General features: G+C 53.4%; 25 protein-coding genes and 1 pseudogene. 6 read left to right on the forward strand and 20 right to left on the reverse strand.

Features of this window, described 5'->3' with window-relative positions; translation table 11 throughout:
* Window positions 1-19: 19 nt before the first annotated feature.
* Window positions 20-646: a bifunctional nicotinamidase/pyrazinamidase gene (gene pncA / locus CCX46_RS13695; RefSeq protein ID WP_127927233.1), complete on the reverse strand. Its 627-nt coding sequence runs from the start codon at window positions 644-646 to the stop codon at window positions 20-22.
* 228 nt (window positions 647-874) lie between these two features.
* On the opposite strand from pncA, the gene CCX46_RS13700 reads away from it, so the two are divergent.
* Window positions 875-3,142 (forward strand): hypothetical protein, encoded by a 2,268-nt coding sequence (locus CCX46_RS13700; protein ID WP_127927235.1) that lies wholly within the window; start codon window positions 875-877, stop codon window positions 3,140-3,142.
* A gap of 45 nt (window positions 3,143-3,187) precedes the next feature.
* On the opposite strand, the gene CCX46_RS13705 is transcribed toward CCX46_RS13700, so the two are convergent.
* Genes CCX46_RS13705 through CCX46_RS13715 form a run of 3 tightly spaced genes read right to left on the reverse strand, consistent with a single transcriptional unit; the run spans window position 3,188 to window position 5,023 of the window.
* Window positions 3,188-3,946, reverse strand: coding sequence for a transcriptional regulator (locus tag CCX46_RS13705; protein WP_127927237.1), 759 nt, complete (start codon window positions 3,944-3,946; stop codon window positions 3,188-3,190).
* On the reverse strand, window positions 3,943-4,473 hold the full coding sequence (locus CCX46_RS13710; RefSeq protein ID WP_342212676.1) for an RNA polymerase sigma factor: 531 nt from the start codon (window positions 4,471-4,473) through the stop codon (window positions 3,943-3,945). Before CCX46_RS13710 ends, CCX46_RS13705 begins: the two co-directional genes overlap by 4 nt.
* Before the next feature lie 19 nt (window positions 4,474-4,492).
* Window positions 4,493-5,023 (reverse strand): tetratricopeptide repeat protein, encoded by a 531-nt coding sequence (locus tag CCX46_RS13715; protein WP_127927239.1) that lies wholly within the window; start codon window positions 5,021-5,023, stop codon window positions 4,493-4,495.
* Between the two features lie 159 nt (window positions 5,024-5,182).
* Between CCX46_RS13715 and CCX46_RS13720 the strand changes: the two genes are divergently transcribed.
* The gene (locus CCX46_RS13720; RefSeq protein WP_127927240.1) at window positions 5,183-5,956 is read left to right on the forward strand and encodes a class I SAM-dependent methyltransferase; all 774 of its coding nucleotides are present in this window, start codon (window positions 5,183-5,185) and stop codon (window positions 5,954-5,956) included.
* A gap of 120 nt (window positions 5,957-6,076) precedes the next feature.
* Here CCX46_RS13720 and CCX46_RS13725 read toward each other — a convergent pair whose 3' ends face one another.
* Window positions 6,077-6,415, reverse strand: coding sequence for a DUF2834 domain-containing protein (locus CCX46_RS13725; protein ID WP_127927242.1), 339 nt, complete (start codon window positions 6,413-6,415; stop codon window positions 6,077-6,079).
* 249 nt (window positions 6,416-6,664) lie between these two features.
* Here CCX46_RS13725 and ilvA point away from each other — a divergent pair.
* Window positions 6,665-7,654: pseudogene (gene ilvA, locus CCX46_RS13730) on the forward strand (threonine ammonia-lyase, biosynthetic); the annotation flags it as partial.
* A 30-nt stretch (window positions 7,655-7,684) separates the two neighbouring features.
* Here the strand turns inward: ilvA and CCX46_RS13735 are convergent.
* The gene (locus tag CCX46_RS13735) at window positions 7,685-7,990 is read right to left on the reverse strand and encodes an NIPSNAP family protein (RefSeq protein WP_102901851.1); all 306 of its coding nucleotides are present in this window, start codon (window positions 7,988-7,990) and stop codon (window positions 7,685-7,687) included.
* 21 nt (window positions 7,991-8,011) lie between these two features.
* A complete protein-coding gene (gene eco / locus CCX46_RS13740) occupies window positions 8,012-8,497 on the reverse strand; it encodes a serine protease inhibitor ecotin (RefSeq protein ID WP_127927246.1) in 486 nt (161 codons plus the stop codon).
* A 367-nt stretch (window positions 8,498-8,864) separates the two neighbouring features.
* Here eco and CCX46_RS13745 point away from each other — a divergent pair, with 367 nt between their 5' ends.
* Window positions 8,865-9,134 carry a DUF1652 domain-containing protein gene (locus tag CCX46_RS13745; RefSeq protein WP_007912157.1) on the forward strand — a complete coding sequence of 90 codons (270 nt, stop codon included), beginning with the start codon at window positions 8,865-8,867 and terminating at the stop codon, window positions 9,132-9,134.
* On the opposite strand, the gene CCX46_RS13750 is transcribed toward CCX46_RS13745, so the two are convergent.
* Together CCX46_RS13750 and CCX46_RS13755 are read right to left on the reverse strand one after the other, a co-directional pair.
* Window positions 9,131-9,529, reverse strand: coding sequence for a hypothetical protein (locus CCX46_RS13750; RefSeq protein WP_127927248.1), 399 nt, complete (start codon window positions 9,527-9,529; stop codon window positions 9,131-9,133). The genes CCX46_RS13745 and CCX46_RS13750 overlap by 4 nt on opposite strands.
* Window positions 9,530-9,618: 89 nt before the next feature.
* Window positions 9,619-9,888 carry a DUF2790 domain-containing protein gene (locus CCX46_RS13755; RefSeq protein WP_127927250.1) on the reverse strand — a complete coding sequence of 90 codons (270 nt, stop codon included), beginning with the start codon at window positions 9,886-9,888 and terminating at the stop codon, window positions 9,619-9,621.
* Window positions 9,889-10,383: 495 nt separating this feature from the next.
* Between CCX46_RS13755 and CCX46_RS13765 the strand changes: the two genes are divergently transcribed.
* On the forward strand, window positions 10,384-10,680 hold the full coding sequence (locus CCX46_RS13765; protein ID WP_127927252.1) for a hypothetical protein: 297 nt from the start codon (window positions 10,384-10,386) through the stop codon (window positions 10,678-10,680).
* Window positions 10,681-10,770: 90 nt separating this feature from the next.
* On the opposite strand, the gene CCX46_RS13770 is transcribed toward CCX46_RS13765, so the two are convergent.
* The 11 genes from CCX46_RS13770 to CCX46_RS13820 all read right to left on the reverse strand — a co-directional run bounded on the left by CCX46_RS13770 (window position 10,771) and on the right by CCX46_RS13820 (window position 25,086).
* A complete protein-coding gene (locus tag CCX46_RS13770; RefSeq protein WP_127927254.1) occupies window positions 10,771-11,097 on the reverse strand; it encodes a DUF3304 domain-containing protein in 327 nt (108 codons plus the stop codon).
* A gap of 324 nt (window positions 11,098-11,421) precedes the next feature.
* Entirely contained in the window at window positions 11,422-12,348 is a 927-nt protein-coding gene (locus tag CCX46_RS30710; protein WP_177413859.1) for a DUF6708 domain-containing protein, read from the reverse strand.
* 114 nt (window positions 12,349-12,462) lie between these two features.
* On the reverse strand, window positions 12,463-13,419 hold the full coding sequence (locus CCX46_RS30715; protein ID WP_177413860.1) for a hypothetical protein: 957 nt from the start codon (window positions 13,417-13,419) through the stop codon (window positions 12,463-12,465).
* A 42-nt stretch (window positions 13,420-13,461) separates the two neighbouring features.
* Complete coding sequence (locus CCX46_RS13785; RefSeq protein ID WP_238704398.1) at window positions 13,462-14,454, reverse strand: tetratricopeptide repeat protein; 993 nt, start codon at window positions 14,452-14,454, stop codon at window positions 13,462-13,464.
* A gap of 99 nt (window positions 14,455-14,553) precedes the next feature.
* Window positions 14,554-15,522, reverse strand: a complete 969-nt coding sequence (locus CCX46_RS13790; protein ID WP_127927256.1) for a tetratricopeptide repeat protein — start codon at window positions 15,520-15,522, stop codon at window positions 14,554-14,556.
* A 21-nt stretch (window positions 15,523-15,543) separates the two neighbouring features.
* The gene (locus CCX46_RS13795; RefSeq protein ID WP_238704399.1) at window positions 15,544-16,527 is read right to left on the reverse strand and encodes a tetratricopeptide repeat protein; all 984 of its coding nucleotides are present in this window, start codon (window positions 16,525-16,527) and stop codon (window positions 15,544-15,546) included.
* 114 nt (window positions 16,528-16,641) lie between these two features.
* Complete coding sequence (locus CCX46_RS13800; protein WP_127927258.1) at window positions 16,642-17,613, reverse strand: tetratricopeptide repeat protein; 972 nt, start codon at window positions 17,611-17,613, stop codon at window positions 16,642-16,644.
* 5 nt (window positions 17,614-17,618) lie between these two features.
* Window positions 17,619-18,617 (reverse strand): tetratricopeptide repeat protein, encoded by a 999-nt coding sequence (locus tag CCX46_RS13805; protein ID WP_123595623.1) that lies wholly within the window; start codon window positions 18,615-18,617, stop codon window positions 17,619-17,621.
* A 16-nt stretch (window positions 18,618-18,633) separates the two neighbouring features.
* Window positions 18,634-22,161, reverse strand: coding sequence for a LysM peptidoglycan-binding domain-containing protein (locus tag CCX46_RS13810; protein ID WP_238704400.1), 3,528 nt, complete (start codon window positions 22,159-22,161; stop codon window positions 18,634-18,636).
* 28 nt (window positions 22,162-22,189) lie between these two features.
* Window positions 22,190-23,047, reverse strand: a complete 858-nt coding sequence (locus CCX46_RS13815; protein WP_127927260.1) for a DUF4123 domain-containing protein — start codon at window positions 23,045-23,047, stop codon at window positions 22,190-22,192.
* Window positions 23,038-25,086 (reverse strand): type VI secretion system Vgr family protein, encoded by a 2,049-nt coding sequence (locus CCX46_RS13820; RefSeq protein WP_127927262.1) that lies wholly within the window; start codon window positions 25,084-25,086, stop codon window positions 23,038-23,040. The genes CCX46_RS13815 and CCX46_RS13820 overlap by 10 nt, the downstream gene beginning before the upstream one ends.
* A 374-nt stretch (window positions 25,087-25,460) precedes the next feature.
* Here CCX46_RS13820 and CCX46_RS13825 point away from each other — a divergent pair, with 374 nt between their 5' ends.
* The gene (locus CCX46_RS13825; protein WP_127927264.1) at window positions 25,461-26,762 is read left to right on the forward strand and encodes an OprD family porin; all 1,302 of its coding nucleotides are present in this window, start codon (window positions 25,461-25,463) and stop codon (window positions 26,760-26,762) included.
* Window positions 26,763-26,798 lie beyond the last annotated feature (36 nt).

Below are 26,798 nucleotides of genomic sequence, written 5' to 3' on the forward strand. Positions count from 1 at the left end.
CACATGGGGATTGTGTTGTTCAGACCAGTTCTGTGGATTGAATCAACCCGACCCCGGCACTTTGCATACGCTCAATCGCTGCTGTCAGTGATCCGTTCAGATCGATCGCCCGGCACGCATCCAGCACCACATAAGCATTGAATCCCGCCGCCCGTGCATCCAGCGCTGAATACATCACGCAGAAATCCAGTGCCAGCCCCACCATGTAGACCGTATCGATCCCGCGCTCTTTCAGGTAGCCGGCCAGCCCCGTGGTGGTTTGGCGATCGGCTTCCAGAAAGGCCGAGTAGCTGTCGATATCAGGATTGCAGCCCTTGCGAATGATCAACTGGGCATGAGGCAAGTCGAGTTCCCGGTGAAACTCGGCCCCCGCTGTCGATTGCACACAATGGTCGGGCCAGAGTGTCTGCTCGCCGTAAGGCAATTGAATGACATCGTAGGGCTGGTGACCGGGATGACTGGAGGCGAAGGAGGCATGGCCGGTGGGGTGCCAATCCTGTGCAACGACGACCTGGGTGAACTGGCGGGCGAGCCGGTTGATCAGCGGCACGATCAGGTCACCTTCCGGTACCGCTAATTGGCCGCCGGGGGTGAAGTCGTTTTGAACGTCGATCACCAGTAAGGCAGTGCGAGACGAAATCGCCATCGGGGGAGTACTCCTGGAATATGACTTTCTTCGGCGTGGACTGCGAATGGCGCCGGCTTTCGTTCGCCTTTTGCGGTCACTCCGACCAATGGTAGCGTTTTTACCGGTTTTACAGGGTTCACCTGTCAGATCTGACAGTAGGCAACCGCGGGCGATGGGTGTTTCATGCGCAGGACAAGAACCCCTGCTTCCGATCGCATCGGACCCTGTTCCCAAAGGATGATCACTATGGACGTCAAGACCCTTGAAAAACCGCGAATTGCCGGCATGAGTCAGCCGGTCCCCGGGCCAGAAAATGCAGATGCAGGGCTGCCTCTGGCACTGACTTATCTGTACCCGGAAGGGGTGAAGGTGTTCATCGAACCCGCCACTACCGCGCAGGACAATGACGTCTATGCCGTGCGTTTGAACGGAGAACGGGTTGCGGAGAAACCTATCGCCACCGGCGAGGCCTCTCAACGGGTAATCGTCTATGTGGCTGCGGACAAATGGAAGAGTCCGCTGAATGTTCTTGATTACGGGATAGAGCGAGATGGCGTGGAGCTCGAAGCTTCGGCGCCGTTGACGGTTATTTATCACGACAAGCGTCCGGGTAACGTGGACCGTTTTCCTGAGGAGGAAGGCCATTCCGAACTGGTGTTTGAAGTGGCTCCGGATGCGCTGGATGAAGGTGTAGACGTCGAGCGTGCGCGTACAGGAGTAAGCATCAGCGTTACCTACCCGATAATGAGAGCGTTCGACACCATCGTGGTGTATTGCAATGGTAAAACCTTCAGTCATGTGGTCAGTGAGGAAGCGGCGGATCAGCAGCGGCCCATCCAGATGACCATCGATGAGGCGACCTTTCGCGCGGCCGGGGACAGTGCGCACTTTGAAGTGCGTTACACGGTATTTGATCGTGTGGGTAACAGTCCGGATGTCAACAGTCCGAACTCGGCCAGCCAGTATCTGTACGTCAACCTGAATGGCACCTGGTATGACCCACCGATCCTCAGCGAGGACCCCGATGATCCTGACGATGACGCCAGCAGCGTCGAACTGGAAAAACTGGCTGGCGAACCGGCAATTGCACAAATCTATGTATCGCGCAGTTGGCTCAGAGACGATGAAATCCGTTTGACGGGGCGCTTCTATGCTAAGGACGGAGCGTTACTGGAACATTTGACGCTGACCGAAAAAGTGAAGAATGCACCGTTTTCCTACTCGATCCCTGTGCCTTACGCTGCGTTTGCTGCCGCCGCGAAGGGACATGCAGTGTTTTCGTATCAGCGCGTCAGCCAGGGGGTCGAACTAGACCGCTCCTATGTCCTGAAAACCAGTATCACCGGCGAGCCCGCTGCGACCCTTTTACCACCTGCACTGGTGGGCTCCGGTTACCTGATCGATCCTCTGGATTTGCCCAACGGTGTGACAGCCCGAGTCGAATACCTGGAGGATCAACCCGGGGACAAAGCGCGGCTGTTGGTCCAAGGCATAACCGGGCCGGGCTCGCCAGTCTTTGTTCCAAGCGCCTTCAACAAGAACCACCGGGCCAACTTTCTGATCGAGCCTTCAGTGCTGGTGGCCAGTCATGGCAAGACAATCCAGCTGTCATGGGAGTTGCTGCGAGGTGCGGCCCCTCAACCCTCCGCGCACCGTGACGTGGTGATCAAGCGGATCGAGGATCGGGATCGACGGCTGCCCACACCCGATATCCCTCAGGCCAGCAACGGGATACTTGATCTGGGTGATTTTACCGGTGGTGCGCAGGCGCAATGTGCGGTGTGGCCATTGATGGCGGAGGGGCAATTGCGTTGGTTTCGTTTGCACGGGACAGATATCAACGGTGACAGTTACACGATTGTCCTCGCCGAGGCTGCTCCAGTGACAGCGCCGGAAAAACACAGCGGGCTGGATAATGCGTTGCCTCGCAGCGAACTCCAGAAGCTCAAACCGGGTACGTCCGTGCGCATGGAGTTGAAAGTTGCCTATGACGGGCTCAATGACGAAACCACTGCAGTGGTGTTCAATTCGCCGACATTCACCGTGCTGAATTCTCCCGCGACGTTAATGGAAGATTTCACCGGCGTGCCGAATCAGACGGCACGACAAGGCGCAATCATGGAAACGCCCACTATGCAGATCACGTTCAAATCCGGTGATGGCGAGTGCGCGATCATGCCTCGTTCCGACATCGGTCAATCCTTTCCCGGTCGAATCGATGGTCAGGTACTGAGCATTGGCCGCGACGCCTTTGGCGAGGCCGCGCAGGTAGTGGAAATAAAACTGAAGAATGCCTGCTCGCGAATCAGTTTTTTTCATTTAAGCGTTAACTATGAGGACAGCACCGTGGCTTACTACGCCAGCAACGGGGAGCTCTTGGGGCGTCAGGCGTTAGGTTCGTCCTACGGCACACCGGTCAATGTTGCCTTTGATGCACCGGGGATCGCACGACTTGAGTTCCATAGTCCGAAACCTGACTGGTTTTCCCTTGACTCCTTTAAAGTGGATGCCTAGTGCCGTCAGACCAGTTCCGCCAACTTGAACATGCCGGTCAAGGCACTAGCCGATGGATCGCGATTTCAACAGCGTTGCGCTCTGCTCAAGTGCAGCCGCCGGAACGTGTCCGATCAACATCCAGGCATGTTCATGCTCTGTCCAGAACACTACATTCATCTCGTGTCGACGTTCATGCTCAAGCGCTCGGCTACCCTGGTTCGAGCGCGTGACGCATAACGCCAGAGGCCCATGCCTGGCATCGAGGTACATGATCTGTGCGATCGGCACACCGTCGTATTCAAGCACTTGTGCGCGTTTGAATTCGGCACCCGGCAGTTTCAACGTGGCGGGTGAGAGATTCAGGCCCAGACGCGCATCAACCGTGCGCAGTTGCGCGCGTTGGGAGGCTTCGTCGGTGGGCAGGTGATCAAGCGTTTGCGGCACATACAGCGCCATGTAATCGCCCACCAATGCGCGCCAGTTGTTCGATTGCGCGGCGTGCCAGCCGAGGAATAACCGGTCGGCCAACACGCCTCCGGCCAACAGCGCTGCGGCCGCGCCACCGATAAACCAGCGGCGACTCAGCCCAGGCTTTTCTGGCGAAGGAATGGCATCCAGCCGCGCTTGCAGTCGATCCAGCGGCGCCTGTTGCGCCAGCTCGTCATAGGCGTTCTTGTACGGCAGATTACTGCGGCTCAGCCATTGCACGCGCAGGCTGAGCAGCGGGTCTTCGGCAATGGCATTGTCCAGTTGATGGCGATAGTCGCCGTCCAGTTCGCTGTCGAGGTAGGCGACCAGTTGTTCATCCGAAGGTGTGTTCATGAGCGGTCTCCTTCGGTGGTTTTTGGCACAGCCTGCAACGGCGGGTATTCGGCGAGTTTCAGGCGGGCGGTGGCCAGACGGCTCATCACAGTGCCGATCGGCACTTGCAGGATCTCCGCGACTTCGCGGTAGGACAAACCTTCGACGTAGGCGAGGTAGACCGTTTCCCGCTGGATTTCAGGCAGCGCATCGACGCGGCGAATCACTTGCGCCGCCATCACGTGCGTCTGCGCCGCGTATTCACCATCGAACGCCAGTTGACCATCGGCATCGACCTGTCCCGTCCCCTGACGCACGCGACGAGCGCGCACTTCATTGAGCCAGATCGAATGCAGAATGCTCAGCAACCAGCGATCCATGCGCGTACCGGCGATGTACTGATTGGCGCGCTCCAGCGCTCGCACACACGTGGCCTGTACCAGATCCTCGGCCACGTGCCGGTTGCGCGACAGCAGCAGACCGTAGCGCCAAAGTCGCGCCAGGTGCTGCCCGAGTTCTGCTCTGAATGCCTGATCGCTGACGATGATGGCTGTCCTTTTTAAATGCTCAGGTTTTCGATGAATCGTTGATGGCTTCAACCAGGTCTCGGTATTCCTCGCACGACGTGCCGCAAATCGATCTGATCTGCTGCAACTGCTCCTGTGCCAGGTCGACGCGGCCTTTGATCACATAGGCCTCGCCGAGGTATTCACGGACCTGTGCGTATTGCGGATCGAGTTTCACCGATTGCAGGTAATAACCGATGCCCTCGTCAGTGCGCCCCAGTTTGCGCGTGGCGTAACCGCGATAGTTGAGAGCCTTGGCGGTGCTCGGTTGCTTCAGTGTGTCGAGCAGCGCCAGGGCTTCTTCGTAGCGACCGGCCTTGGCGAGGCGATAGGCATAATCGGTACGGTCGGCATCCGAAAGAGCTTTGCTGACTTGCATCACACACTTCTGCGTTTTGCTGTCCCAGACCTGGCCTTTCGGGCATTCGGGCTTCTGCACTTCTTCTTCATCACCATTGGCCAAGGCCAACTGGCTGGCCATCGCCGCGACCAGCAGCAACGGGGCGGCGAACATAACGGAACGGATAGTCATGGGCAAGGCTCCACAGGGGCTTATGTTTCACTTTGAACACCACAGGGTGAATTTTTATTCATTGCTTTATCAGTGACTGTTCAAGTTCAGCGTAAATTCAAGCGCTATGCTCGTCAGCGTCTGCCGTCGATCCGATGTTTTGCCGTAAGGAGCGTTGCCATGACCGACCACGTCCACCACTCAGCCGCTGCCGGCTACAAAAGCGCTGCCGACACCTATGTCAAAGGACGGCCGGACTACCCGCCGCAAGTCAGTCAATGGTTGACCACGACACTGGGTCTGGATGGGCATAAAACGGTGATCGATCTGGGTGCCGGCACCGGTAAGTTCACCGGGCGGCTGGTGGCGACGGGGGCGCAAGTGATCGCGGTTGAACCGGTGGCGCAGATGCTGGAAAAACTCTCTGACACCTGGCCCGATGTGCTGGCCGTGAACGGCACGGCGACTGATCTGCCGTTGCCGGACGCTTCAGTCGATGTGGTGATTTGCGCGCAAGCGTTTCACTGGTTCGCCAGCAGCGAAGCGCTGACGGAAATCGCCCGGGTACTCAAGCCCGGTGGCAAGTTGGGGTTGATCTGGAATCTGCGCGACACCCATGTCAGCTGGGTGCCGAAACTGGACGCCATCGTCAACGCGCTGGAAGGTGACACGCCACGCTATTACACCGGCGCCTGGCGCACAGCGTTTCCGCACCCGGCGTTCGCGCCTCTGCAGGTTGAACGTTTTCACCATGGCCATACCGGATCGCCCGAAGACGTGATCTTCAATCGAGTGCGCTCGACCAGTTTCATCGCCGCGCTGCCGGAGGCACAGCGGGCGCAGGTTGATGAGCAGATTCGCGCGTTGATTGCCGCCGAGCCGGAACTGCGTGGCAGGGATGTGGTGACGGTGCCTTACGAAACCGCCGCGTTCGTCGCCGTAAAAAAGGCCTGAATGCCACCACATTCCCGTGTAGGAGTGAGCCTGCTCGCGATAGCGGAGAGTCAGTCACCTCATCTTTGGCTGACACTCCGCTATCGCGAGCAGGCTCACTCCTACAGGGGTTTCAGGTGTTCATAGTATCTGGCTGCATTTTTCCACCGCCTTGCGCCGCTCGCGAACCCCACGCACCACCAGATACAACAACGGCCCGATCGACACAAACACCGCCGTCAACAACAAGTAAGGCACCACTGACCAAATCGACTGTCCACGCGATCGGGCGTCCTTGACCATCCACACGCCTGCCAGCGTGGCCAACAGATACAGATCAATCACCACCTGCGCGGTGTCGGGCCGCGACATCAGGCTGATGCCGAAGTCGATCAATGATTGTTCAGTCTGAAGCATCACCGAAACGGTATAACCACTAAACACGAGCAAAGCCGCGAGGGGCAGGGCGATAGACATCATGCAATCCTTCCTTGGTGTGATGAGAGAGTCGCCAGACTAACGTCACCGCGCAAAATTGGCCATTGACTTGCCATTAGCGCGCAGGCTAATTTCCAGCCCATGACTTCGACTGTATCGCGTTGCCAGCCAATGATTATTACCGCCATTCCTCATTTGGCGGGCTAGCTCACGACTGCAGCACCCAACCCGCCCTAGAGGCGGGTTTTTACTTTCTGTCTCCGGGGTTTTGAAAAATGTCAGGAGACGACCATGCCGCACAGCCCCGATCAGCAAACCCTGCTTGAGCACTACGTGAAAAAGATCCTCGCCGCGCCGGTCTACGACCTCGCGGTGCGCACGCCGTTGCAAGCGGCGCCGGCGTTGTCTGAGGCGCTGGGCAACCGGATTCTGCTCAAGCGCGAAGACCTGCAACCGACTTTCTCCTTCAAGATCCGCGGCGCTTACAACAAACTGGTGCAACTCAGTGACGAGCAAAAGGCGCGTGGGGTAATCACCGCATCGGCCGGCAATCACGCGCAAGGCGTGGCGCTGGCAGCGCGCGAACTGGGGATCGCGGCGACCATCGTCATGCCGGCGACGACGCCGGAGCTGAAAGTGCTGGGTGTGCGCAGTCGTGGCGCTGAAGCGTTGCTGCACGGCGAGAGTTTCCCGTTCGCGCTGGCCCATGCGCTGCAACTGGCGGAACAGACCGGATGCACCTTCGTGTCTCCGTTCGATGACCCGGAAGTGATCGCCGGGCAGGGCACTGTGGCGATGGAAATCCTCCGCCAGCATCAAGGCACACTGGATGCGATTTTTATCCCGGTAGGTGGTGGCGGTCTGATCGCCGGCATCGCAGCCTACGTCAAATACCTGCGCCCGGAAGTACGGATCATCGGCGTCGAATCAGAACACTCCGCGTGCCTGAAGGCTGCGCTGGAAGCCGATCAGCGTGTCGTGCTGCCCAATGTCGGTACGTTCGCCGATGGCGTGGCGGTAGCGCAGATCGGCGCGTTCGGGTTTGAGGTTTGCCGCTTTTGCGTCGACGAGGTAATCACCGTCAGCAACGACGACCTCTGCGCGGCGATCAAGAACATTTACGACGATACCCGCTCGATCACCGAGCCTTCCGGCGCTCTGGCCGTTGCAGGGATCAAGCAATACGTAGCGCGAACCGGGGTGCGCGAGCAGACATTCGTGGCGATCGATTCGGGCGCGAATATCAACTTCGACAGCCTGCGCCATGTTGCCGAGCGCGCCGCAGTCTGCAGCGTCTCGGCGTGATGAAGCTTACGGCAGCAATGGGCGCAGGAAGCTGCGCTCGTAGCTGACGATGAACTTCTTCTCGACCAGGCTGGCAACCAGTGCGGTGCTTTCCGGATCGGTCAGCGCGATGTGCCGATAGCTTTCGTAATCCGCCAGCGACGGAAAACTGAACAGGCAATAAGCGATATTATTCGCGCCTTCGGACGGCAGGAAGTAGCCATGATGGGTGCCGCCCAAGCGCTCGACGATGCCGAGCCAGGCCTTGGCGTAGGCCTCGAACTCAGGCAATTGGTACGGATCAATGACATATCTGACGTGGCAAGTAATCAAGCAGCGAACTCCTTGTTCGGGTTATTCCTGCAGGGCTGTACCGACTTTGTCCGACGCCGACCAGATGCGATAGCGCACTTCGACCTCCGACGGTGCGTACACCACGACCGGCAACTTGCTGTTGTACCGCAGCATGAAGCCGTCACCGACGACAGGCACGAACGCGCGTTTCTTCTGGCTGCCGGGCGGGCAGGCCATCATCGTACTCATCGGCCCAATGACCTTTTCCAGTCGATAGAACGGATAACCCCAACCTTCAAGATTCTTCTCATCGAGAACACCGCCCAAACGCTGGCGGTTGCAGTCCACTTCCAAAGTTTTGCCGGCGAGGATTTCAACCTGGAAGTTCTCTTCCTGCTCTTGCTTGGGCAAGTGAATGACCTGGCGGGTGAACCCGGCTTCTGCCTTCGGGTACGGCGCGACGTCTTCAAGCTTGGCGGCGTGGGCGAGGGTGGACAGGCTGGCGATGAACAGCCCGGTGGTCGCGTAAACGCGGAAAGAACCCATGGAAGCCTCCGTGCGGGTGTAGGGTGGATAACGGGCATTCTTACCGTCATGGGCCGTGATTGCAAACCAGCGTCGAGTTGCAAATTGCAGTACCCGTCGAGGCCATTCTTGCAATTTGCAAGTAGCCAAATACTGGCACCGCCGCCAAGTGCTTGATTTCATGAGGGTGAAAATGAACCGATGAAAGGCACGCTTTATGCGTCTTTTCAGTGCGGCGCACCGGCCTTGGGCGCCTACACTCCAATGGGCATTTCGCAGTACCACCGCTTGTCGCACCAGGGAAACAGCGGGGACACACCCGTGCAGGGGCAGCAACGGTCAGCGTGAATACTTGATTGGCATCTCACAGTAAGGAGAGGGTTTCGCCATGTTTCTGTCTGCCTTGGAACTACGCAATATCATTGAAAGCAGTTTTCTGCCGAAACGCTGCCAGTGCACGCTGTCGCCGGACTTGTCGATGACCGTCAAGGTTTTCGGCGATCACCAGACCGATCAGGTCGATCTGCTGGTCAGTGGCATCGACGCCAGCCATCTCAATGGCTGTCGTGAAATCAACGAACTGATCGCCGGGCTGCGATCCGATCTGAACCAGCAAACTGTGCAACATCACTACAGCCCACGCTCCAGAGTCGTCTAACGCACCGTTTCACCCAGTTCGACCGTCACGCGCCGGGCCTGCACAAAACCAAGGCCCAGCGCGAACTCGACCAGCACCGCGAGCAAAATCCCGGGGCCGGCATGACCGTTCAGCCATTCCGCAAACCCCAACACCGCCAAACCAAAACAACCGACGATAAAACCGTTGCTCAGCGCATTGCGCCCCAGCGACGGCGGTGCATTGCGCACCAGATAAAACATCACCCCCAACGCCGCAAACAGCACCGCACTGCGCCGCGCGACAAACCCGGCCGCTTCGGAATATTCAATGCTCCAGATCGCCAGCAGCATGTCCGGGACAAAGCCCCAGGCCAGCGCCAACAGAAAACACAACGAAGAAGTGAGACCCGACAACGTGCGAAACGACAACTGCATGGCGAATCCTTGCGGCAGTGAGGAGGGCTCCGAGCATAACCGCCGAAACTCCCCACGCCTACCGCAAACCCGCAAATCAGACGTTTCTGTCAGTTCTGGAAGTTGCACGCGTCAGACAATTTCCGGTAGCTGATTTCCTCAGGCTTACCGGCGTTGTCGATGTACTTCATGTCGGCCGTCACCACTTTGCACGTTTGTGTTGGCGGCTCGGTCAACGACACCACTTTGGCCACATGCAGCGGCATGCCGTACTCATAGGGCACGGCTTTGGACGTGGCAGAGGTGTCATTGGCCTGGGCCAGCGCGGCAAACGCGGTGCAGGCGAGGGCGGCGCTGAGCAATAAAGGACGAATGTTCATGAAAGGACTCCCGTGTGGCGGTTCTAGAGTTCGGCGTGATTCAGCCGAACCTGCCGCACTGGGCAACAGCCAGAATGGCTGAGGGCGTGCGGTTCAGTAGAGTTTTTGACCACGGCGTTAAGGGATGGTTAACCGAGCTGAACGCCGGCTGTCAGGGAGTGCGGCGGTTTTCTCAGGAAGGTTTGGCGAATTCCTACAAAGGCTGGTGCCTTGTCTGCTTTCGGCGGCTGGAGGGGGCGGTTATTGTCGGTTGCCGCTGCAAAATCAGTGGTTCGGGTTTGGTCACCTGAGAAAAGTTCATTGCATATGTGCCATCATTCGCACCGCTCGGATTTATTGATCCGTGGAGTGCATTGCTATGGCGGCTGTGTGCAGGACGCCTTCGGGCGAGCTGAGTTTTGAACTGTTCTCGGTTGACCAAGCCTGTACACGGCCGCCTCCCACCGTTTGGTCACGGCTATGGCGGTTACCTTCTAATACAGTTGAGTAATCAGAATGCCAATAATTAAACTGCTACAAAACCGCTATCTCCCCCTCAGCAGCAACGTCACCGAAACCCCGACATTGCTCATCGACACCCAAGCCAACCCGAAAGACATCCTCGAAGCCGCCGTCCAGCGCATCCGCGCCGCCGCCGACCTGCTCGAAACCCTGCATTGCCTGTGCTTCAAGCACGCCGACGTGCAAGACATTCCACATATCACCCATGCGCTGTACCTGCTGACGCAGGATGGCAATGATTTGCTGCAGGTCGCGCAGCAGCAGATGTTGAGTTGGAAGGCGCCGATTTGATCTCTGTTTGAATTGTCTAGCACTCACGGGCAGAGGCATTTTCTGCCCGTGATTGATGTTTACAACAGCTAGTTAGAGAAGAGGCTCTGCCTAAGGAGAAGGAGCAAACGGGCTGACCAAGTCTGGACTCCATTTCAACTCAACAATATTTTTGGGTAAAAAGCGCACGTGCAAATACACATCACCACGTTTTCGGCGAGGTAGCGGTAAAATTACCTCATGGTTCTCCTTCTGGACGCCTTGCCGAAACTGTTCGCCAGTCCTACTGAGAATCCAAGAAACACGAACGGTTTCTCCTTCAATTCGTTGGCAGCACATAACCCCTCCGCCACCCATTGCGAACAGGTTGCCTCCCCAAAAGTCATTTATCCAAAAGTTCAAAATTGGACGATCTGTATAGTTTTCTGACGTCAGCATGGCGCCGGGCGTACGAAATAGATCAATGATTTTTGGGGTGGCGTAGCTAAGCAGCAAAGCCAGTACAGCCAGGGCTATTCGCCTTCTCCGCCATGTTCGTTTTCGACGTACGTCCGCAGCAATATCTATCAAATGACTAAAATTCCAAGGTAAGAGGTTACATTCCGGCTTTATGCCTGGAGAGGACTTCACCGATCGCGAACCGATAAGTCACACTTCAATTTTTCCTGGATTAGAATCAAGAGGGTTGCTTTAACTTGGATTCAGTAAGCTTATGAGGAGGCTGCACATGCCGCTACCAAGCTGAGGATCTCCAACATTTAATCAAACAGTGAGACCACGCTCGCGCTCTAAATCAATTAATCTTGTCGTTGGACCATCCGCTTCCAGTCGCTCAGTCACGACAGTGGGCCAACGGTTTCGCGAACGACGCTTTGCTCTTTCATAAACAAAGTCTTGAATCTTGTTTGATGGATAGAAGAGTATATTGTTTAGTAGCATTAAAAAATCAGTGCCAGTTAAGTAATTGCTTCCATCTCCAGCTTCTTTTTTTTCACGAATGATTTTTCTCCATGCGCCTAAGTATTCAGATTGTTTTAAGTTTAGGTCTAACTGGCTTTTTACAAAGTCATCCGATTCGCTATGAGCTCCAGTGTGGTCGAACCATGGGCCGTTGTTCATATAAGAGCGAATGTATTCCCAGAATCCTTTCTGCATTTCTAAAGACTTTCCCGCCGGCGTACCAATGCTGACCATAATTTCGTTTTCAGGTTCTCCCAAGCGCTTCATTAATACTTCAAGCGAGGCGTTCCGGATGCTCCCAGAATAAAGGCCAACCATGTCGAACTCGCAAGCTACAGCCTCTATTCCCTTCCAAGGAGTATGATAGAGCTCTCCTTCGTTGTCGAAATAGACTTCCTGTGTTCGTCGGTTGAAAATTATGGGAAGCGGTAAAGAGCGTCTTGTTTCGATGATGATTGGAACAATGAACAACGGTATCCCGAAAAGTAACATCCAGCCCACTCCGTCCCACTTGCCCAGTAAAGCCATCCAAACGCCAGTGATGAGTGCAATCAGAGCTGAAACTCCCCCGAGAAGTCCGCTAAGCAAGCCGCGGTTTCGATCACTGCCAGCTTTTAGTGAAAGATAGTATTCTGTGTGTTCATCAGTTATAAAAAGCTCAAGTGGTTGCTCCCCCGTCGACTCGTCGTCACTAAGAACTGCGGTAGGAGCATCACCATATTTCGCCATGATTTTTCATTGCCGTTCTTAAAGCCATGCCATTTCCTTGACTTCGATGGGCGGTAGTGCGTGCCTTCAAGTAAGGAGTAGTAAGCTATTACCTTTCGGTTTCGTGATCATAAGTCAAACAGAAAAACCGCGCTCGCGTTCTAAGTCTATGAGTCTAAGTGTGGGGCCGTCTTGATGTAAGCGTTCTGTAACTATTTCTGGCCATAAGTTTCGTGTTTTTCTCTGTGCATAATTGTATGTGAAGTCTTGTATAGCATTGGTTGGAAAAAAAATTAAATGTCCAATAAACATAAAAGCGTCAGATGCAGTTAAGTAGTTAGAGTGTCCGGATTTGACTTTTTTATCTGTGATCGTTTTTTTCCAGTATCCCAAAAAGTCTGACGGTCTAATATTGCTCGAAAGCGTTTTCTTTATGAATTCATCGGATTCTGCGTGGTTGCCATTTTCATCAAACCATGGGCCATTATTCATGTAGCTGCGAATGTATTCCCAAAACCCTTTTTGCATATCAAGTGTCTTGCCCATTGGGGAACCCAAACTAACCATAAGAGCATTTTCAGGGTCGCCTAGACGTTTTACTAGTATTTCGAGAGAAGCGTTATTTATACCGCCTGTATAAATGCTTGTCATTTGAAATTCACACGCGATAGCTTGAATGTTGTCCCATGGCGTATGATACAAATCACCATTTTGATCAAAATAAACTTCTTTTGTTCTGCGGTTAAATAATACAGGTAAAGGCAGTGGTTTTCGCGTTTCAAAATAAAACGGAATAAGGAGCATGGCCGCGGCAAGGAAAATGCAAAGGCCTACAAGATCCCAACGGCCTTTTATGATCATCATAAATGCCAATGCAATACTTGCGAGAGATCCTACGCCTGCCGCTATACCTGTTATACCTCCTCTATCTGCATCTCCTGCCATCTGTAACGTTAAGTAATTCTCTGTATGTTCATCGGTGATAAATAGTTCACATGGAGGTTGCCCGGTGCTCTCGCTAGCTTTCAATACGACGTTCGAAGTGTTGCCGTACTTCGACGCTGCCTGGGCGATAAGCTTTTTTATATCCATGCTATTTCCTTGATGTCATTTGCCTGAATAGACTCACTGGCGTTAATATCCTAGCTTATCAGGGAAGAACGAGAGAGGCGGGTGGTTGGCCTTCCACGTTTTTGCGAGCTCTTTTGCTTTTTCTATTTGCTCTTTTGACATGTTTTTTTCTATGCCGGTTAATGTGTCATTGACGTCTCGTACTACATTGCCTCCACCATTAAGTTCCAGCAGATTTGACAGTAAAGCATATGATTTTATTGGGTCGAATGCGAAACCGTATTTTGAGTTTTCTTCGCCTATGTAGGATGCATATCCAAATACACCTTCTACGTAGCTCGAGTCAGCTGCTTTTTCGTTCCAGTTTCTGAACGAGGCTAAATCATTTCTTTCGATCATGATTGCGGCTAACCCCATCATTGCAAGTGGATAACCATTTTCAGCAGACGCCTTCATCCATCGTTCGATAGCTTGGTTGCGTCTCGAGGGTAGTAAAAATGAACCACTTCCTTCTTGGTACTTCGTCGCCAGACGGAACTGCGCAAATGCAAATCCGTTCTCTGCTGACTTCTCCAGCCAGTCATCATTGCCTGTCATTTCATATAATAGGTACATTGATTCGCTATCTCCCTGCGTTGCGCGTTGAATTGCAAGGCTTTTAGCTTTAATTACCCAGCTGCTAGGAGAGTCCTCACCTGGTAGGCAGTTTTTCATGGTTGAACACAAGTCGTCTTCAATTCTCCCAAGGCGAATCATAGAGTAGATATTCCCCTTTTTTGCGGAGCTTTCGTATGCTTTTTTAGCTTCCGGAGTCATGTGGCGGTTATTTTTTCTTAACGCTTCGCCCAGATAGTAGAGCGCCTCATCATCTCCGCCGTCAGCGGCGGTTTTCAAAAATTCGATCGCAGAAATGGTTTTGTATTGATTGTAGAGTTCAATGCCTTGGATTTTTGCCTGAAGCTGTTCGTGCGTAAGAGCAGATGATTCGGTTGCTATTATAGTTAAAAGCGTTAACGCCGCAGTCATTAGTTTTATTGGTATCTTTGCTGAACTCATGGGTGGTTGTTTCTTCTCTGCGAAAGTAAGGGGGGCGGTTAGTCTCCGATTAAAATTCGGCGGTCCGCGCCTCCCTAAAGAAATACCAAAAAATCGGAGTCAGTCGCTAAGTTTTTCGGGGAAAAAAGAAACAGGTGGATGGGTGGCTTTCCACTCTTGCGCAACAATTTTTGACTGTTCAATTTGTTCTGGTGTCATTTTTTCAGCAATCTTTTCAATTTTACGGTCAACATAATCTTGCACTCCACCGCTGTCGCCGAGTTCCTTTAACAAAGAAAAAATAGCGTAGCCTTTAACTAGGTCCAGTGGGTAGCCAACTTTGTCGGGAGTATGTGAAATGTACGCTCCATAGTTGCTCAGAGCTGCTTGCTCGCCGGTTGCTGCGGCCACTTCAAGCCAATGCCGAGTGCTCTCCATTTCTCCTTTTACATACAGTGTTTCTAGATATTCCATCATGGCTTTTGGGTTGCCACCCTCGGAAGAGAGTAGTAGCCATCTTCTTACTGACGCATCACGTCCTCCAGGAATGAAGAAGTAACCTTCACCTTGTCTTTCACTTACAGCCATCCAATATTGCGCGAGTGGATATCCTGCATTTGCAGATTTCTCTAACCACTTATGATCCAAGGTGATTTCATACATTAAATACAGAGATTCTGGATCGCCGTCATTTGCCTTTGGCAAAGTGATTTTCTTGGCTTCCACGAACCACTCGGCTTGAGTTTTTTTTGACGGTGGACAGTTTTCCATTATTGCGCAAAGATCGTTTTTTGCTCTGCCCAACTGAATCATAGCGTATATGGAGCCATTCATCGCCGCCGTTTCATACCAGTGCTGTGCTTCTGGCGTCATATATCGGTTGCGCTTTCTTAGCGCTTCGCCTAAGTAGTATTGCGACTCCACATTTCCAGATTGCGCTTCTTTTTCTAATGAGGGAAAGGCTGCGTCAAATTTTAACTGATTATATAAAGCAATGCCTGCAGAAACTTCGCGCGCTGATTTTGACGCAAAAGCAGGCGTGGTAATTATTAAAAATATTGCAACAAAGAAATACCTGAATAGCCTCACTGGCGTTAATATCCTAGCTTGTCAGGGAAGAACGAGAGAGGCGGATGGTTGGCTTTCCACGTTTTTGCGAGCTCTTTTGCTTTCCCTATTTGCTCTTTTGACAGGTTTTTTTTCAACTTCTGGCAAAACATCTTTAACATTGTTTATTACGTTTCCACCACCATCAAGCTCTAGTAGGTTTGATAGTAGCGCGTATGACGTCACTGGATCTGAGGTGAATCCGTATTTTGGTTCAACTTTGCCTATATAAGATGCATAACCAAAAATTGCTGATACATAGCCTGAAGCTGCAGCTTTTTCATTCCAATTTCTAAACGATGGGAAGTCGGCTTTTTCAATCCTGGTAGCGGCAAATCCCATCATAGCTGGAGGATAGCCATTCTCTGCAGACGCTTTCATCCACTTTTCGATTTCATCTGATCTTCTGGAGGGCAGTAGGAATACTCCGCCACCTTCTTGATATTTAGTCGCTAAACGAAATTGCGCCAATGCGAAACCTTTTTCTGCAGATTTTTCTAACCATTCATCGTTCCCTGTTATTTCCCATAACAAGTACATAGACTCAGCATTTCCATGAGATGCCTGATCAGTTGCAAGCTTCTTAGCTTCATTTATCCAGCCTTCAGGCGATTGCTCAGTGGGGGAACAATTCTTCATAGTTACGCATAAGTCTTGGTCCGCTCTTCCGAGCCGGATCATAGAATAAATATTGCCTTTTTTTGCTGACTCCTCGTAAGCTTTTTGTGCTTCCTGAGTCATGTATCTGTTATTTTTTCTTATTGATTCGCCTAGGTAATAGAGTGCCTCACCATCGCCACCATCGCCACCATCGCCACCATCGCCACCATCAGCGGCGATCTTCAAAAACTCAATCGCAGAAATGGCTTTGTGTTGATTGTATAGCTCAATCCCCTTTATTTTTGCCTGAGATTGTTTGTGCGTAAGCGCGAATGAGTGGGTTGACCCTAGGGCTAACAACATCATCGCAGTGGCCATCAGTTTCATTGGTGTTTCTGCCGAGATTACGGAAGGTGGTTGCTTCGTCCGGGATGTTAAAGGGTGGTAGCCCACCACCATGAAATCCGGGGTGCGCCACCCTGAAAACACGAGAAAATCGAATCAGTTACTCAGTTTGTCGGGGAAGAATGAAAGCGGCGGGTGAGTGGCTTTCCACTCCTGCGCGACAATTTTTGACTGTTCAATTTGTTCCGGTGTCATTTTTTCAGCAATGCTGTCCGATTTTTTTTCGACAAATCTTTTTATTCCTCCGCCTCCATCAAGATCTTTCAGCAGCAAGAACAGCGCATAACCTTTAACGAGATCCAGGGGGTAATTCAGCTTATCCGGGGTATGCGAAATATAAGCGCCATAACTGCTCACCGCTGCTTGGTAACCGGTATCAACGGCTAATTCGAGCCAATGGTGAATATTCTCGGTGTCGCCTTCTCTATGTAAAATTTCCAGGTAATCCATCATGGCTTTTGGATATCCGCCTTCCGACGAAAGCAAAAGCCATTTTTTTACAGACGCATCACGTTTTCCTGGAATCAAGAAGAAGCCTTCGCCCTGTCGTTCGCTGATCGCCATCCAGTACTGCGCGAGCGGGTATCCCGCGGTTGCGGATTTCTCTAACCACTCACGATTCAGAGTGATTTCATACATTAGATACAAGGACTCGGGATCGCCTTCCTGCGCCTTTGGTAGAACTAATCCTTTAGCTTGTGCAAACCATTCCGCTTGGATTTTCTTGAATGGAGGGCAGTTGCCAATCTTCTGACAAAAGTCATTTTTGTGTCGGCCCAGTTGAATCATTGCATAGATATTGTCTTTTTCTGCTGCCTTTTCATACCAATGTTGCGCTTCGGGTGCCATGTAGCGACTTTTTTTTCGAATGATTTCTGCTAAGTAATATTGAGAATCGGAATTCCCATCGTTGCTTTCAATTTGGAGTTGTTGAGTCGCTGCGTTTATTCTAAGTTGATTGTATAAGACCAACCCCGAAGCTTTTTCAGGGGCGCTGTCTGCCGCCAGGCTTGGCTCTGCCCAAGAAAAAAGGGCAATTAATAAAGGCCAAGTCAAGAATTTGGTCATTCTGGTTATCTGCCTAGCTTTTCGGGGAAGAAGGAGAGGGGCGGGTGAGTGGCTTTCCATTCCTCAGCGACAGCTTTTGAGTTCTCTATCTGTTCAGGCGTCATTTTGCTCCCAATTTCTTCGAGAGTATCTTGAACGAAATCTTGAATCGCGCCTCCACCATCCAGCTCTTTCAGCAGGCTAATCAGTGCATAACCTTTAACAAGGTCTAGGGTATAACCAACTTGGTCAGGCGCATGGGCAATGTAAGAGCCATAACTGCTAATTGCTTTTTGATCGCCCGTTTCAGCTGCTGCCTGAAGCCAATGGCGCACCCCATCAAGATCGCCTTTCTTATACAGGATCTCAATGTATTCCATCATTGCTTTTGGATTGCCGCCTTCAGAGGCAGCTTTCAGCCATTTGCTGATGGCCTCATCACGTTTTCCAGGTATAAGAAAAAATCCCTCACCTTGTCGATCACCGACGGCCATCCAATATTGCGCGAGCGCATAACCTGCATTTGCAGATTTTTCTAACCAAGTACGATCAAAAGTTATTTCATACATTAAATATAGCGACTCAGGGTTACCTGTCCTCACTTCCTTCATTACTTGATTTTTTGCTTGGCTCAACCACTCGGAACTTGATTTTTTGCTAGTGGGGCAATTATCCATTTTTTTGCAAAGGTCATCATTTTGACGGCCTAACTGAATCATTGCGAATATGGATCCGTTATTCGCGGCTGCTTCATACCAATGCAGCGCTTCGGGCGTCATATATCGATTGCGCTTCCGAAGAGCTTCACCTAAATAATATTGTGAATCTGTATTGCCGGATTTTGCTTCCTTTTCTAGTTGCGGAATGGCATTGTCGATTTTTAGTTGGTTGTACAGGACGATCCCACGGCTTTGTTTTGTGGCTGTCTGGTTTTCTGAGTTGGAGGCATGCGTTTCCGCGCTCAAAGTCGGAGAGCAAATAAAGGCCAGGATAAGTAGCGAGCGAAATGCCCGGAGGATGTTCATTTTTTTGTTGTGCTCATTAATAGTTTCTTAGAAGCGGTGTTGCTCCGCTGGTGGAGTAATTCGGGCGGGGAACAAAGTTTTTCTGGCAATAATCTGAAAGGTTCGCACCAAGCAGTTTTACATGGTTGTTGTAACGATTCCGCGTGCTGTTGCTTTGTTTGTCTAGCAAATTTTGAACGCCCTCTGCCATGAAGCTATCTAAAGCAGATTTGTTCTTGCAGTAATCCTGCTCTGAGTCGGTAGATTTGATGCCGAACTCATTCATCGACATACACGCTAGTTCAAATTGGCTTTGTGCTTTGTCAATGGTGTTGTTTTTTTGTGCATTTTTTACGATCCAGCCTAAAATTCGTTCAATTGCTTTCTGCTGGAGTGCATGAGCCTCCGATTGTGAATATGCCCGCTTTGCACCTTCACTGTTGATAGAAAATAGCTCAGGAGGGCTAATTAACGTCCTAAGCAGCGGCCCCAGTGCGCTAGGGATTGCATTAACAAACCAGTCTTCTAGTTCATTTTGGTTACCGTATTCCACAATTGCATCCGCAATCGGACCACCCTTGCCACTACGAGTCAAAGCCTGATAAAGATTCATCACAACATCCCAACGCAGCATATACGCCATCGTCACACTCAACCCGGCAGCGCCCAATGCGTTTAGCGCAGATGCATATTCACCCGCTTCAGGTTCCATCCACTCGACTTTACGGCCTTTGGTCTTATGCAACTCCTTGCGGTACAAGTTGATAAGGTCAACTACTGCCTCATAACCAACTTCGAATTTAAAGCTACCGTTAGCACCAGGACCCAGCACTACCGCCGCTTTCAAGTTCAAAATAAACCGCCCCTTATCCAGAGACACCTGCGCTGTTCCCTGAAAGCCTGCGCCTAATGCCACCCCCACGGAGCCGCTCAGCTTGGCCATTGTCAGCCATGGATTCGCGCTTTTCGCGTCTTTAGCGCTGCCAACGCCCATCGTTGGCGCGGTGCGCAGGGCGACGAGTTCTTTAGGCGGTGCCCAGTTCATTACTCCGGTGAGTTCAATCGCGGCTTGCAAGCCTCCAAACACGTTGAAACTGGCTTTTGCGCCGTTTTCGACTTGCACTTTGGCGAAGCGTCCGCCTCGCAGTTGATCTGTGCTTTTGGAATCGGCGTAGGTGCCGGATTTCGACTGGTGTTCAAGATCGGGAGTAGGGCTGTTGTCACCGCTGTCGGCCTTGGCTTGTTTGGCGGCGGCGTGATCGGCACGTTCTTCTTTTGCGGAGGCATCTTCACGCTGTGCGCGTTTTACCGGGCTCAGTGACGCCCCGTACTTGACGTTGCCGAAGATCGGGCTCAACTCGACGCTGCCGGCTAGCAGCAACGATGCTCCGGCGTAGCCCCATGCCTTCACACCAAAGTGGAAGGAGAAGCGGCCGAAATTCATTTTTTGCGGGCTGCCGTCCAGGAGGTAATCAAGCGTGATTTCTTGAGCACTGGCTTTGGCAGGCATGTCGACTTTCATCAACTGAACTTCGCCACGGGCCAAGTCCAGGCTCAAGCCCATCTCGCCAGATATCTGGAAGCCCTCGGCGGCGGACATTTTCGGGCCTTCGAGCTTTACTTCGCCGTGAATGTTTGGCTGTGGAGGTGTCAGGCAACGGACCAATTGCGCCTGAGGGCTGGCATCAAAAAGTCTTACTTTGCCGCGCACACTTTTCTTGAACACCAGTTGCTGAAGGTGTTCGCCCCAGTTGGTCAGGGTCGCGTCGTCTTCCAGTTCAGTGACCTCATAGCCTTGCTTTTTCAAGTAAGCATAAAAGTCTTTGGCTTTGAACCAGCCTTTTCCATCGAAACAGTCGCCGACCTGATCGCTGAATTTTATTGCGCCCTGATCTAGAAGCCATTGGCGGAACGAGTTGATTTCGCTGTTTTTATCGGAGCCTTCGGTAGCGTCCGCGGGCAAACTTTCAGTTACCTTTTTTATTGAACCGACTGCTTTTTTTGAATCCTCTTTCAGGATCTTTTTTGCGTCTTTCAGGTTCGCCATGCTGAACCAGCCCAGGGGCGTACCCTTGGCATCCGAAAGACTGACTTCACGCAGCGGAAAGCCCGGTTTCACCATGCGGTCGACCGGTTTTGGCTGGAACTCTTCCGGGTCCCAAATCAGATAACGCGCAGGCTTGCTGTTGCTGACATTGCTTTGGGCTTTTGCTTGAAGGTCGTCTTTGGTCTTTTGCAGGCTATCCCATTTGGTCCGTTCCACATCAACCAGGCCCGCCGGCGCTTGGGCGTTCTGGCCTGTTGCCTCGATCCAGCGTTTGTATTTCTCTTGAAGCTGCGCTGTAACTTCCGCCTGCTCTTTCTCGGTATCCAGATACAGTTTGAACTGCTCGATACCGGAAGGAAGGCCGTCACTGATCAAAGCGAATTCTGGAAGTGCAATGCCGTATTCAGACGCTTTGATAATGGATTCAGTGTAAGCATGGTAATCAAGCGCATCGGCGTTTTTGTGGAGCGTCAAGACATACCCGACCAGATCGGCGGTGCAGTCATTCATGCCGCTGCAGATGTTTTCGTAACTTTTCTTCTTTTCCGCCAAAGCTTTGGCCACGTCCTCCAGCGGAACCTGCTTGAAGTCTTTGTTGCCGAGGAATTTTTTGCGAGCCTCCAGATAAGCTTGCACGCGTGCGCGCGCTTCAATCGCCTCCTTGGAGTACAGCGAGCCGCTTTCGTAGGTGTAGCCTTCCAGCTTCGCAGCCGCTACCGCTTCTTTTTTCAGCGCATGCCATTCGGCCCTCCGCTTGTAAAAGTCGGCATAGGCTTTGTGGACGTCCTGGTCAGTAGCCAGGTCTGCCGTTAGACGGTCCATGCGCGATTGCGCGGTGTCCTCTTGTGGAGACTGTGCAGGAGCCGCTGCCGGTTTGTTTCCGTTAGCTTCGTTTTGCCTCTTTTTGGCGGTGGCGGGATCGATTTCGATCTCATCCCCCATCGCTTCAAATTCTTCCATACGTGTACGCTTCGCGCCCGTGAGGAAGTTGCTCAACTTGGGCTCAAGGAAGTATTCCAGCAAACCCGATTCCTGCAGCCCATTCAGGCGTGCATCACGTGGTTTGCTGGGGGCAATCATTTTATCCAGCGCGAACATCGATTCTTTGATGGCAGACTTTGCCCGCTCAGGGAGCAGCCAGAACTCTTGTTCCTCAGTGGCATAAATCGCGCTGGCAAACTTTTTAGAACACGGAGTTGCGTGGGGTTTGAAGGTCTTTGAACTCTGATCAGGAGTGTCCTTGACCGGATCCAGTTCAACCAGGTCCTCAGCGGAGCACTGAGTGGGCGCTTCCGGGGCTGCCTGCGCAGGCGCTTGCGGCGCGGCGGCCGGCTGAGCGGCAGGCGGGGCGCCCGCTTGAGCGCTTTTTGGCACGCTCAGATTCCAGCCGACTTTGACGTTATCCGCATTGGTGATGAAGGGATTGAGCTGGCGAAGTTGCGCCACGGTGCTGTTGTAGCGCGAAGCGATCTGGCCCAGGGTTTCGCCGGGCATAACGGCGTGATTCGTGATTTCCATGGTGATTCCGTTCTGTTGTCGCGTCGCCCTAACGTTGGGCGACGGCGGCTGATTCCAGGAGCCGATCTACTTTGATAAACGACTCGTCCTTAGATTGCAGGATCGCCATGATCTCAGGCTGTGTCTCAAATAGCGGACCGTTCACGGCATGGCCAAGCTTGAGCAGGTGATCACCGTCATAAATATTGCTTTTGAGCAGCAGGTCGAGGTTGTCAGCGATGTCGTTCAAGCGCTCATCGTCTGGCTCTTCAAACGCTGCGTATTCCTCATCCACCCAATAAACCCATCCCAGACGCGCTTGAACTTGCGCGGCTGCCTCGGGAAGGTTGAACGCCGCTTTATCACCAAGCCACGTCGATTCCTCGTTGGCTTTCCAGGCCAACCATGGACCGCGCTGCTGACCGAAATGTATCGGCGCAGGGCAGTAGACAGCGCTCCAGCAACCCAGCAACTGGTCGAAGGTTTTCCCTGCTGTATAAGTCAGCGCTGCCCACAGACTCGGTTTGTGAAAGCTCAACAAGCTCTGCCCACCTGAACCGTCATTGGCTCGGAGCAACCAGCGCGCATGAGCCAATGCTTGTTCAGGATCAGGTGTTGAGATTGCAATTCCCGAAAAGCGTTCCTCACAAAGTTTTGCCGCTACGTTTGCCACTTTGCTGCCCCGAGGGGCCACCAGCCACAACGGGCCATCAGGAATCTCGGCGAAGTCGGTGCTGAAAAACAGCCCTTGGGAAACCACCGGTTCGCCTACTCGGTAGAGTTGACTCAAGGCTTCTGGCTGGAGTCCCTGGTCAATGATGAAGCAGAGCGATTCGCTCGCAGTCGGCAGGTCCGAGAAGTTGTAGCGAGGCTCTGCCAGCAGAGCGCTCAGCGCTTTTACATGCATGTGCAATCCTTACGGCTGCAAGCGCCGTTACTCTGTTTTCCGCACAACGGTGTGATACCTGACTCATTCAGGCGGGCGGGGAGTGGTGCTTTACCAGCCTTATCCGCATCCGCTACCTTCATCGGTCCCGGCAGCAATGGTGCCGCAGGCGTCCCGACCCCAGGCGAGCCGCCGGTATTGATCTTCACCTCGGCCCCGCTGATGGTCACGCCACCCGCATCGACCTTGACGAAACTCCCGCCCGCCTTGGCCGTGAGCTCCATTGCGCCTTCGACCACAACCTTCTGGCCGGCGTAGTAATGGATTTCTGACCCAGCCTCAACAAACTGCGCAGTCCCCACCTTCAGATGCTGCGTCACACCCACCGTCAGGTGATCATCCGCACGCATCTCGCTAATCCGATCCAGATGCGTAATCCGGTGCTCTTCAACCTTGAACTCGCTCAGCGTGTTGGCTTCAACGGTGTCATGTCGTTCGTTGCCGACGCGAATCTTCTGATCGTGCTCAATGTTCTCATCCCAGTCGCGCTGGGCGTGGATGTAGATCTGCTCTACACCTTTCTTGTCCTCGATACGGAATTCGTTGTAGCCCTTGCCGCCCGGTGAGCTCAGGGTCTTGAACGTGCTGCGGGTTTTGTTTGCCGGCAGGTCGTAGGGGACGACGTTTTCCTTGTGGTACAGGCATCCGGTGACCAATGGCTGATCGGGATCGCCTTCAAGGAAGGTGACGAGGACTTCCATGCCGATGCGCGGGATGGCGATGCCGCCGTACGCTGCGCCGGCCCAGCCGCTGGCGACGCGCATCCAGCAGGTGGTTTTGTCGTTGGATTGCCCGTCGCGGTCCCAGTGGAATTGCACTTTGATGCGGCCGTACTGGTCGCAGTGGATTTCTTCGCCTGCGGGGCCGGTGACGACGGCGGTCTGGCTGCCGAGGACTTGCGGTTTCGGGTGTTCAAGGGCAGGGCGGTAGTGTGCGTCCCACGGGGTGGCGAGGAAGCTGTTGCGGTAGCCCTGGTGGAAATCGCTTTTGTTGTCGGTGACGTCGCTTGTGACGTTTTCGCCGAGCACTTGCGGCTGTTTGCCTTCGTGGAAGACTTCCAGCAGCAGCCACAGGTCGTTCCACTCGGCGCGCGGGTGTTCGGCGAGTGTGAGGAAATGGCCGCTGGTGAGGGTTGGTTCGTCACCTTTGCCTTCGGCGAGTTTGTAGTCGCTGCGATGGCGTTCGAGGGCGCGGGTGGAGAGGAACTTGCCGCGCTCTCGAGTGGTGAAGCGGCCGGGGTAGTCGTAGTCCTCGAGGTCCGGGGCGAACTCGGTTTTGACCGCGCCTTCGGGGAGGATCTTCGGTTTTTCGAAGTCGTAGTCGCGGCGGCTGACGCGGGTGGTGCGGGTTTCCAGGCGCAGGTTGAAGCGCTTGATCACCGGTTTGTCGGCGGCCATGCCGGAGTCTTGCTGGTAGCTCACCGGTTTCAGCTTGCGGAACACGGTCTGGTCGTCGCCAAACACCAGTTTGTGGCCGCTGCTGCTGTGCTGGAAGTGGAAGTGAATGCCTTCTTCTTCGCACAGGCGCTGGATGAAATGCAGATCGGATTCGTCGTACTGCACGCAGTATTCGCGTTCCGGGTACTCGGCGCCGAGCTGGAAGCTGTAGGCGTCGGCGAGGATGCCGCGATCCTCCAGCACCTGGGCGATGATCTTCGGCACGGTCAGTTGCTGGAAAATCTGCTGATCGTGGTTGTGCCGCAGGTAGGCCAGTTGTGGCACCAGGCTGAGGCTGTAACGGGTCAGGGTTTTGCCGGAGTCGCCTTGCTCGATGCGATAGACCAGACCGTGGATCTTGCCTTCGCCGGTCGGGCCGAAAGTCAGGACGCCGGGCTTGTGCAGCAGCTCTTCGAGTTTGAGGTCGGGGCGGGCGCTGACGAGTTCGAGGTCGAAACGGAACGGTTCGTTGAGGGCTTCGCGACCAGTGAAGCTGAGGACTTGCAGGTCGGCGTTGGCGCCTTCAAGCGTGAGGGTGATGTGGGTTGCGTTGGCGTCCAGCATGCCTTGAATTCCGTCCGTTGAATAAGCAGGTGACGGATGATGGAGGATTAAGCGGCCTCGTTCAAGGCACAAAAGCCGTAGGTCTGGCAGGTTTGCGGTATAGGGAAAACCCTTAGATGGGGTGTTTGGCCTAATGAAACCGGGTGTTTAGTGCGAATTGGCGTTGATCGCCGGCAACTTTTCCCACGATCCAGGGTTGAAGAATCCTCAGTCAGATTCAGACTAAAGTCGCCTGTAGCACGTCAAAGCCATCTGCCATCATTGCCGCTCACCCCTGCGTGTTCACTTTCTCCTGGTTCAATCTGACCCGGGACGGGAGCTATTTTTCTGGCTTGTTGCGCGCTTGCGCAAACGCTGCATTGTTGGAGTTTTTCATGCGTCCCCCATTTTCCCTCATCACCCCGCGCCAGTTGTTTGGCTTCGGAGCCGTTGTGCTGTGTGCAGGTTTTACCGCACAGGTTCAGGCCAGCGGATTCCTAGAAGACACCACGGCGAAAATCGAATCGCGCACGGTGTACTTCAACCGCGATTTCCGTGATGGGAGCACCTCGAACGCTCAGGGCGCCTCCAAGCGTGAAGAGTCGGCGCAGGGCTTTATTCTCAATCTGCAATCGGGCTACACCGAAGGTACGGTGGGTTTTGGTATCGATGCGCTGGGCATGCTTGGTTTTCAACTCGATTCCAGCCCGGACCGCAGCAACAGCGGCTTGCTGCCTTCCAGCGGCAACGATCCGCGCGGCTCGAAAGGCCAGTACGCGAAAATGGGCCTGACCGCCAAAGTGAAGGTTTCGGACACCGTGCTGAAGTACGGTGCGCTGCTGCCGGATCTGCCGCTGCTGAAATACAACGACGGTCGTTTGCTGCCGACCATGTTCAATGGCGCGATGCTCACTTCTAAAGAGCTGAAAGACCTGACCTTCATGGCCGCGCGCCTGGACAAGTACACCGCGCGCGATTCCACTGATTCGCAAGACATCCGCGTGCACTGCAAGAACAAGCGCTACGCCTGCAACACCACCGCCGACCATTTCGACATGTACGGCTTCGATTACAAGATCAACGATCGCCTGACCGCGCAGTATCACTACGCCGAACTGGAAGACATTTATCGTCAGCACTTTGTCGGGCTGTTGGGTAATCAACCGTTAGCTGGCGGTGTACTTAAAGCGGATCTGCGTGTGCTGAAAAGTGCCGACAGCGGTGATGCCAAGGCCGGTTCCATCGATAACCGCGCGTTGAGCGGCATGTTGTCCTATGCGCACAGCGGCCACACGTTCAGCGCCGGTTGGCAGCGCATGAACGGCGACAACTCGATGCCGTACCTCGATGGCAGCAATCCGTATCTGGTCAACTACGTGCAGGTCAACGACTTCGCCGCCGCGCAGGAACGTTCCTGGCAACTGCGTTATGACTATGACTTCAAGGCCATTGGTATTAATGGTTTGAGTTTCCTGACCCGTTATGTGAACGGTGATCACATCAAGGTGTTGGGCAGTGATCAGGAAGGCAAGGAGTGGGAACGCGACAGCGAGTTGAAGTATGTGATTCAGACGGGCACGTTCAAGGATGTGAGTCTGCGTTTGAGGAATGCTACGTATCGCACCAATTATGAGAAGTTTGCCCGGGATGTGGATGAGACACGGTTGATTGTGAGTTATAGCTTTTCGGTGTTGTAAGGCGTGGAGTTGTAGCGTCTGATCGACTGCTTTCGC

It is taken from the genome of Pseudomonas sp. RU47 (assembly GCF_004011755.1).
Lineage (GTDB): Bacteria > Pseudomonadota > Gammaproteobacteria > Pseudomonadales > Pseudomonadaceae > Aquipseudomonas.

Excerpts from the sequence above, each read along its gene's own strand:
- pncA (WP_127927233.1), bottom strand. The coding sequence starts at position 646 with ATGGCGATTTCGTCTCGCACTGCCTTACTGGTGATCGACGTTCAAAAC.
- CCX46_RS13700 (WP_127927235.1), top strand. The coding sequence starts at position 875 with ATGGACGTCAAGACCCTTGAAAAACCGCGAATTGCCGGCATGAGTCAG.
- CCX46_RS13705 (WP_127927237.1), bottom strand. The coding sequence starts at position 3,946 with ATGAACACACCTTCGGATGAACAACTGGTCGCCTACCTCGACAGCGAA.
- CCX46_RS13715 (WP_127927239.1), bottom strand. The coding sequence starts at position 5,023 with ATGACTATCCGTTCCGTTATGTTCGCCGCCCCGTTGCTGCTGGTCGCG.
- CCX46_RS13720 (WP_127927240.1), top strand. The coding sequence starts at position 5,183 with ATGACCGACCACGTCCACCACTCAGCCGCTGCCGGCTACAAAAGCGCT.
- CCX46_RS13725 (WP_127927242.1), bottom strand. The coding sequence starts at position 6,415 with ATGATGTCTATCGCCCTGCCCCTCGCGGCTTTGCTCGTGTTTAGTGGT.
- eco (WP_127927246.1), bottom strand. The coding sequence starts at position 8,497 with ATGGGTTCTTTCCGCGTTTACGCGACCACCGGGCTGTTCATCGCCAGC.
- CCX46_RS13745 (WP_007912157.1), top strand. The coding sequence starts at position 8,865 with ATGTTTCTGTCTGCCTTGGAACTACGCAATATCATTGAAAGCAGTTTT.
- CCX46_RS13750 (WP_127927248.1), bottom strand. The coding sequence starts at position 9,529 with ATGCAGTTGTCGTTTCGCACGTTGTCGGGTCTCACTTCTTCGTTGTGT.
- CCX46_RS13755 (WP_127927250.1), bottom strand. The coding sequence starts at position 9,888 with ATGAACATTCGTCCTTTATTGCTCAGCGCCGCCCTCGCCTGCACCGCG.
- CCX46_RS13765 (WP_127927252.1), top strand. The coding sequence starts at position 10,384 with ATGCCAATAATTAAACTGCTACAAAACCGCTATCTCCCCCTCAGCAGC.
- CCX46_RS13770 (WP_127927254.1), bottom strand. The coding sequence starts at position 11,097 with ATGCTGACGTCAGAAAACTATACAGATCGTCCAATTTTGAACTTTTGG.
- CCX46_RS30710 (WP_177413859.1), bottom strand. The coding sequence starts at position 12,348 with ATGGCGAAATATGGTGATGCTCCTACCGCAGTTCTTAGTGACGACGAG.
- CCX46_RS30715 (WP_177413860.1), bottom strand. The coding sequence starts at position 13,419 with ATGGATATAAAAAAGCTTATCGCCCAGGCAGCGTCGAAGTACGGCAAC.
- CCX46_RS13785 (WP_238704398.1), bottom strand. The coding sequence starts at position 14,454 with ATGAGTTCAGCAAAGATACCAATAAAACTAATGACTGCGGCGTTAACG.
- CCX46_RS13795 (WP_238704399.1), bottom strand. The coding sequence starts at position 16,527 with ATGAAACTGATGGCCACTGCGATGATGTTGTTAGCCCTAGGGTCAACC.
- CCX46_RS13800 (WP_127927258.1), bottom strand. The coding sequence starts at position 17,613 with ATGACCAAATTCTTGACTTGGCCTTTATTAATTGCCCTTTTTTCTTGG.
- CCX46_RS13805 (WP_123595623.1), bottom strand. The coding sequence starts at position 18,617 with ATGAACATCCTCCGGGCATTTCGCTCGCTACTTATCCTGGCCTTTATT.
- CCX46_RS13810 (WP_238704400.1), bottom strand. The coding sequence starts at position 22,161 with ATGGAAATCACGAATCACGCCGTTATGCCCGGCGAAACCCTGGGCCAG.
- CCX46_RS13815 (WP_127927260.1), bottom strand. The coding sequence starts at position 23,047 with ATGCATGTAAAAGCGCTGAGCGCTCTGCTGGCAGAGCCTCGCTACAAC.
- CCX46_RS13820 (WP_127927262.1), bottom strand. The coding sequence starts at position 25,086 with ATGCTGGACGCCAACGCAACCCACATCACCCTCACGCTTGAAGGCGCC.
- CCX46_RS13825 (WP_127927264.1), top strand. The coding sequence starts at position 25,461 with ATGCGTCCCCCATTTTCCCTCATCACCCCGCGCCAGTTGTTTGGCTTC.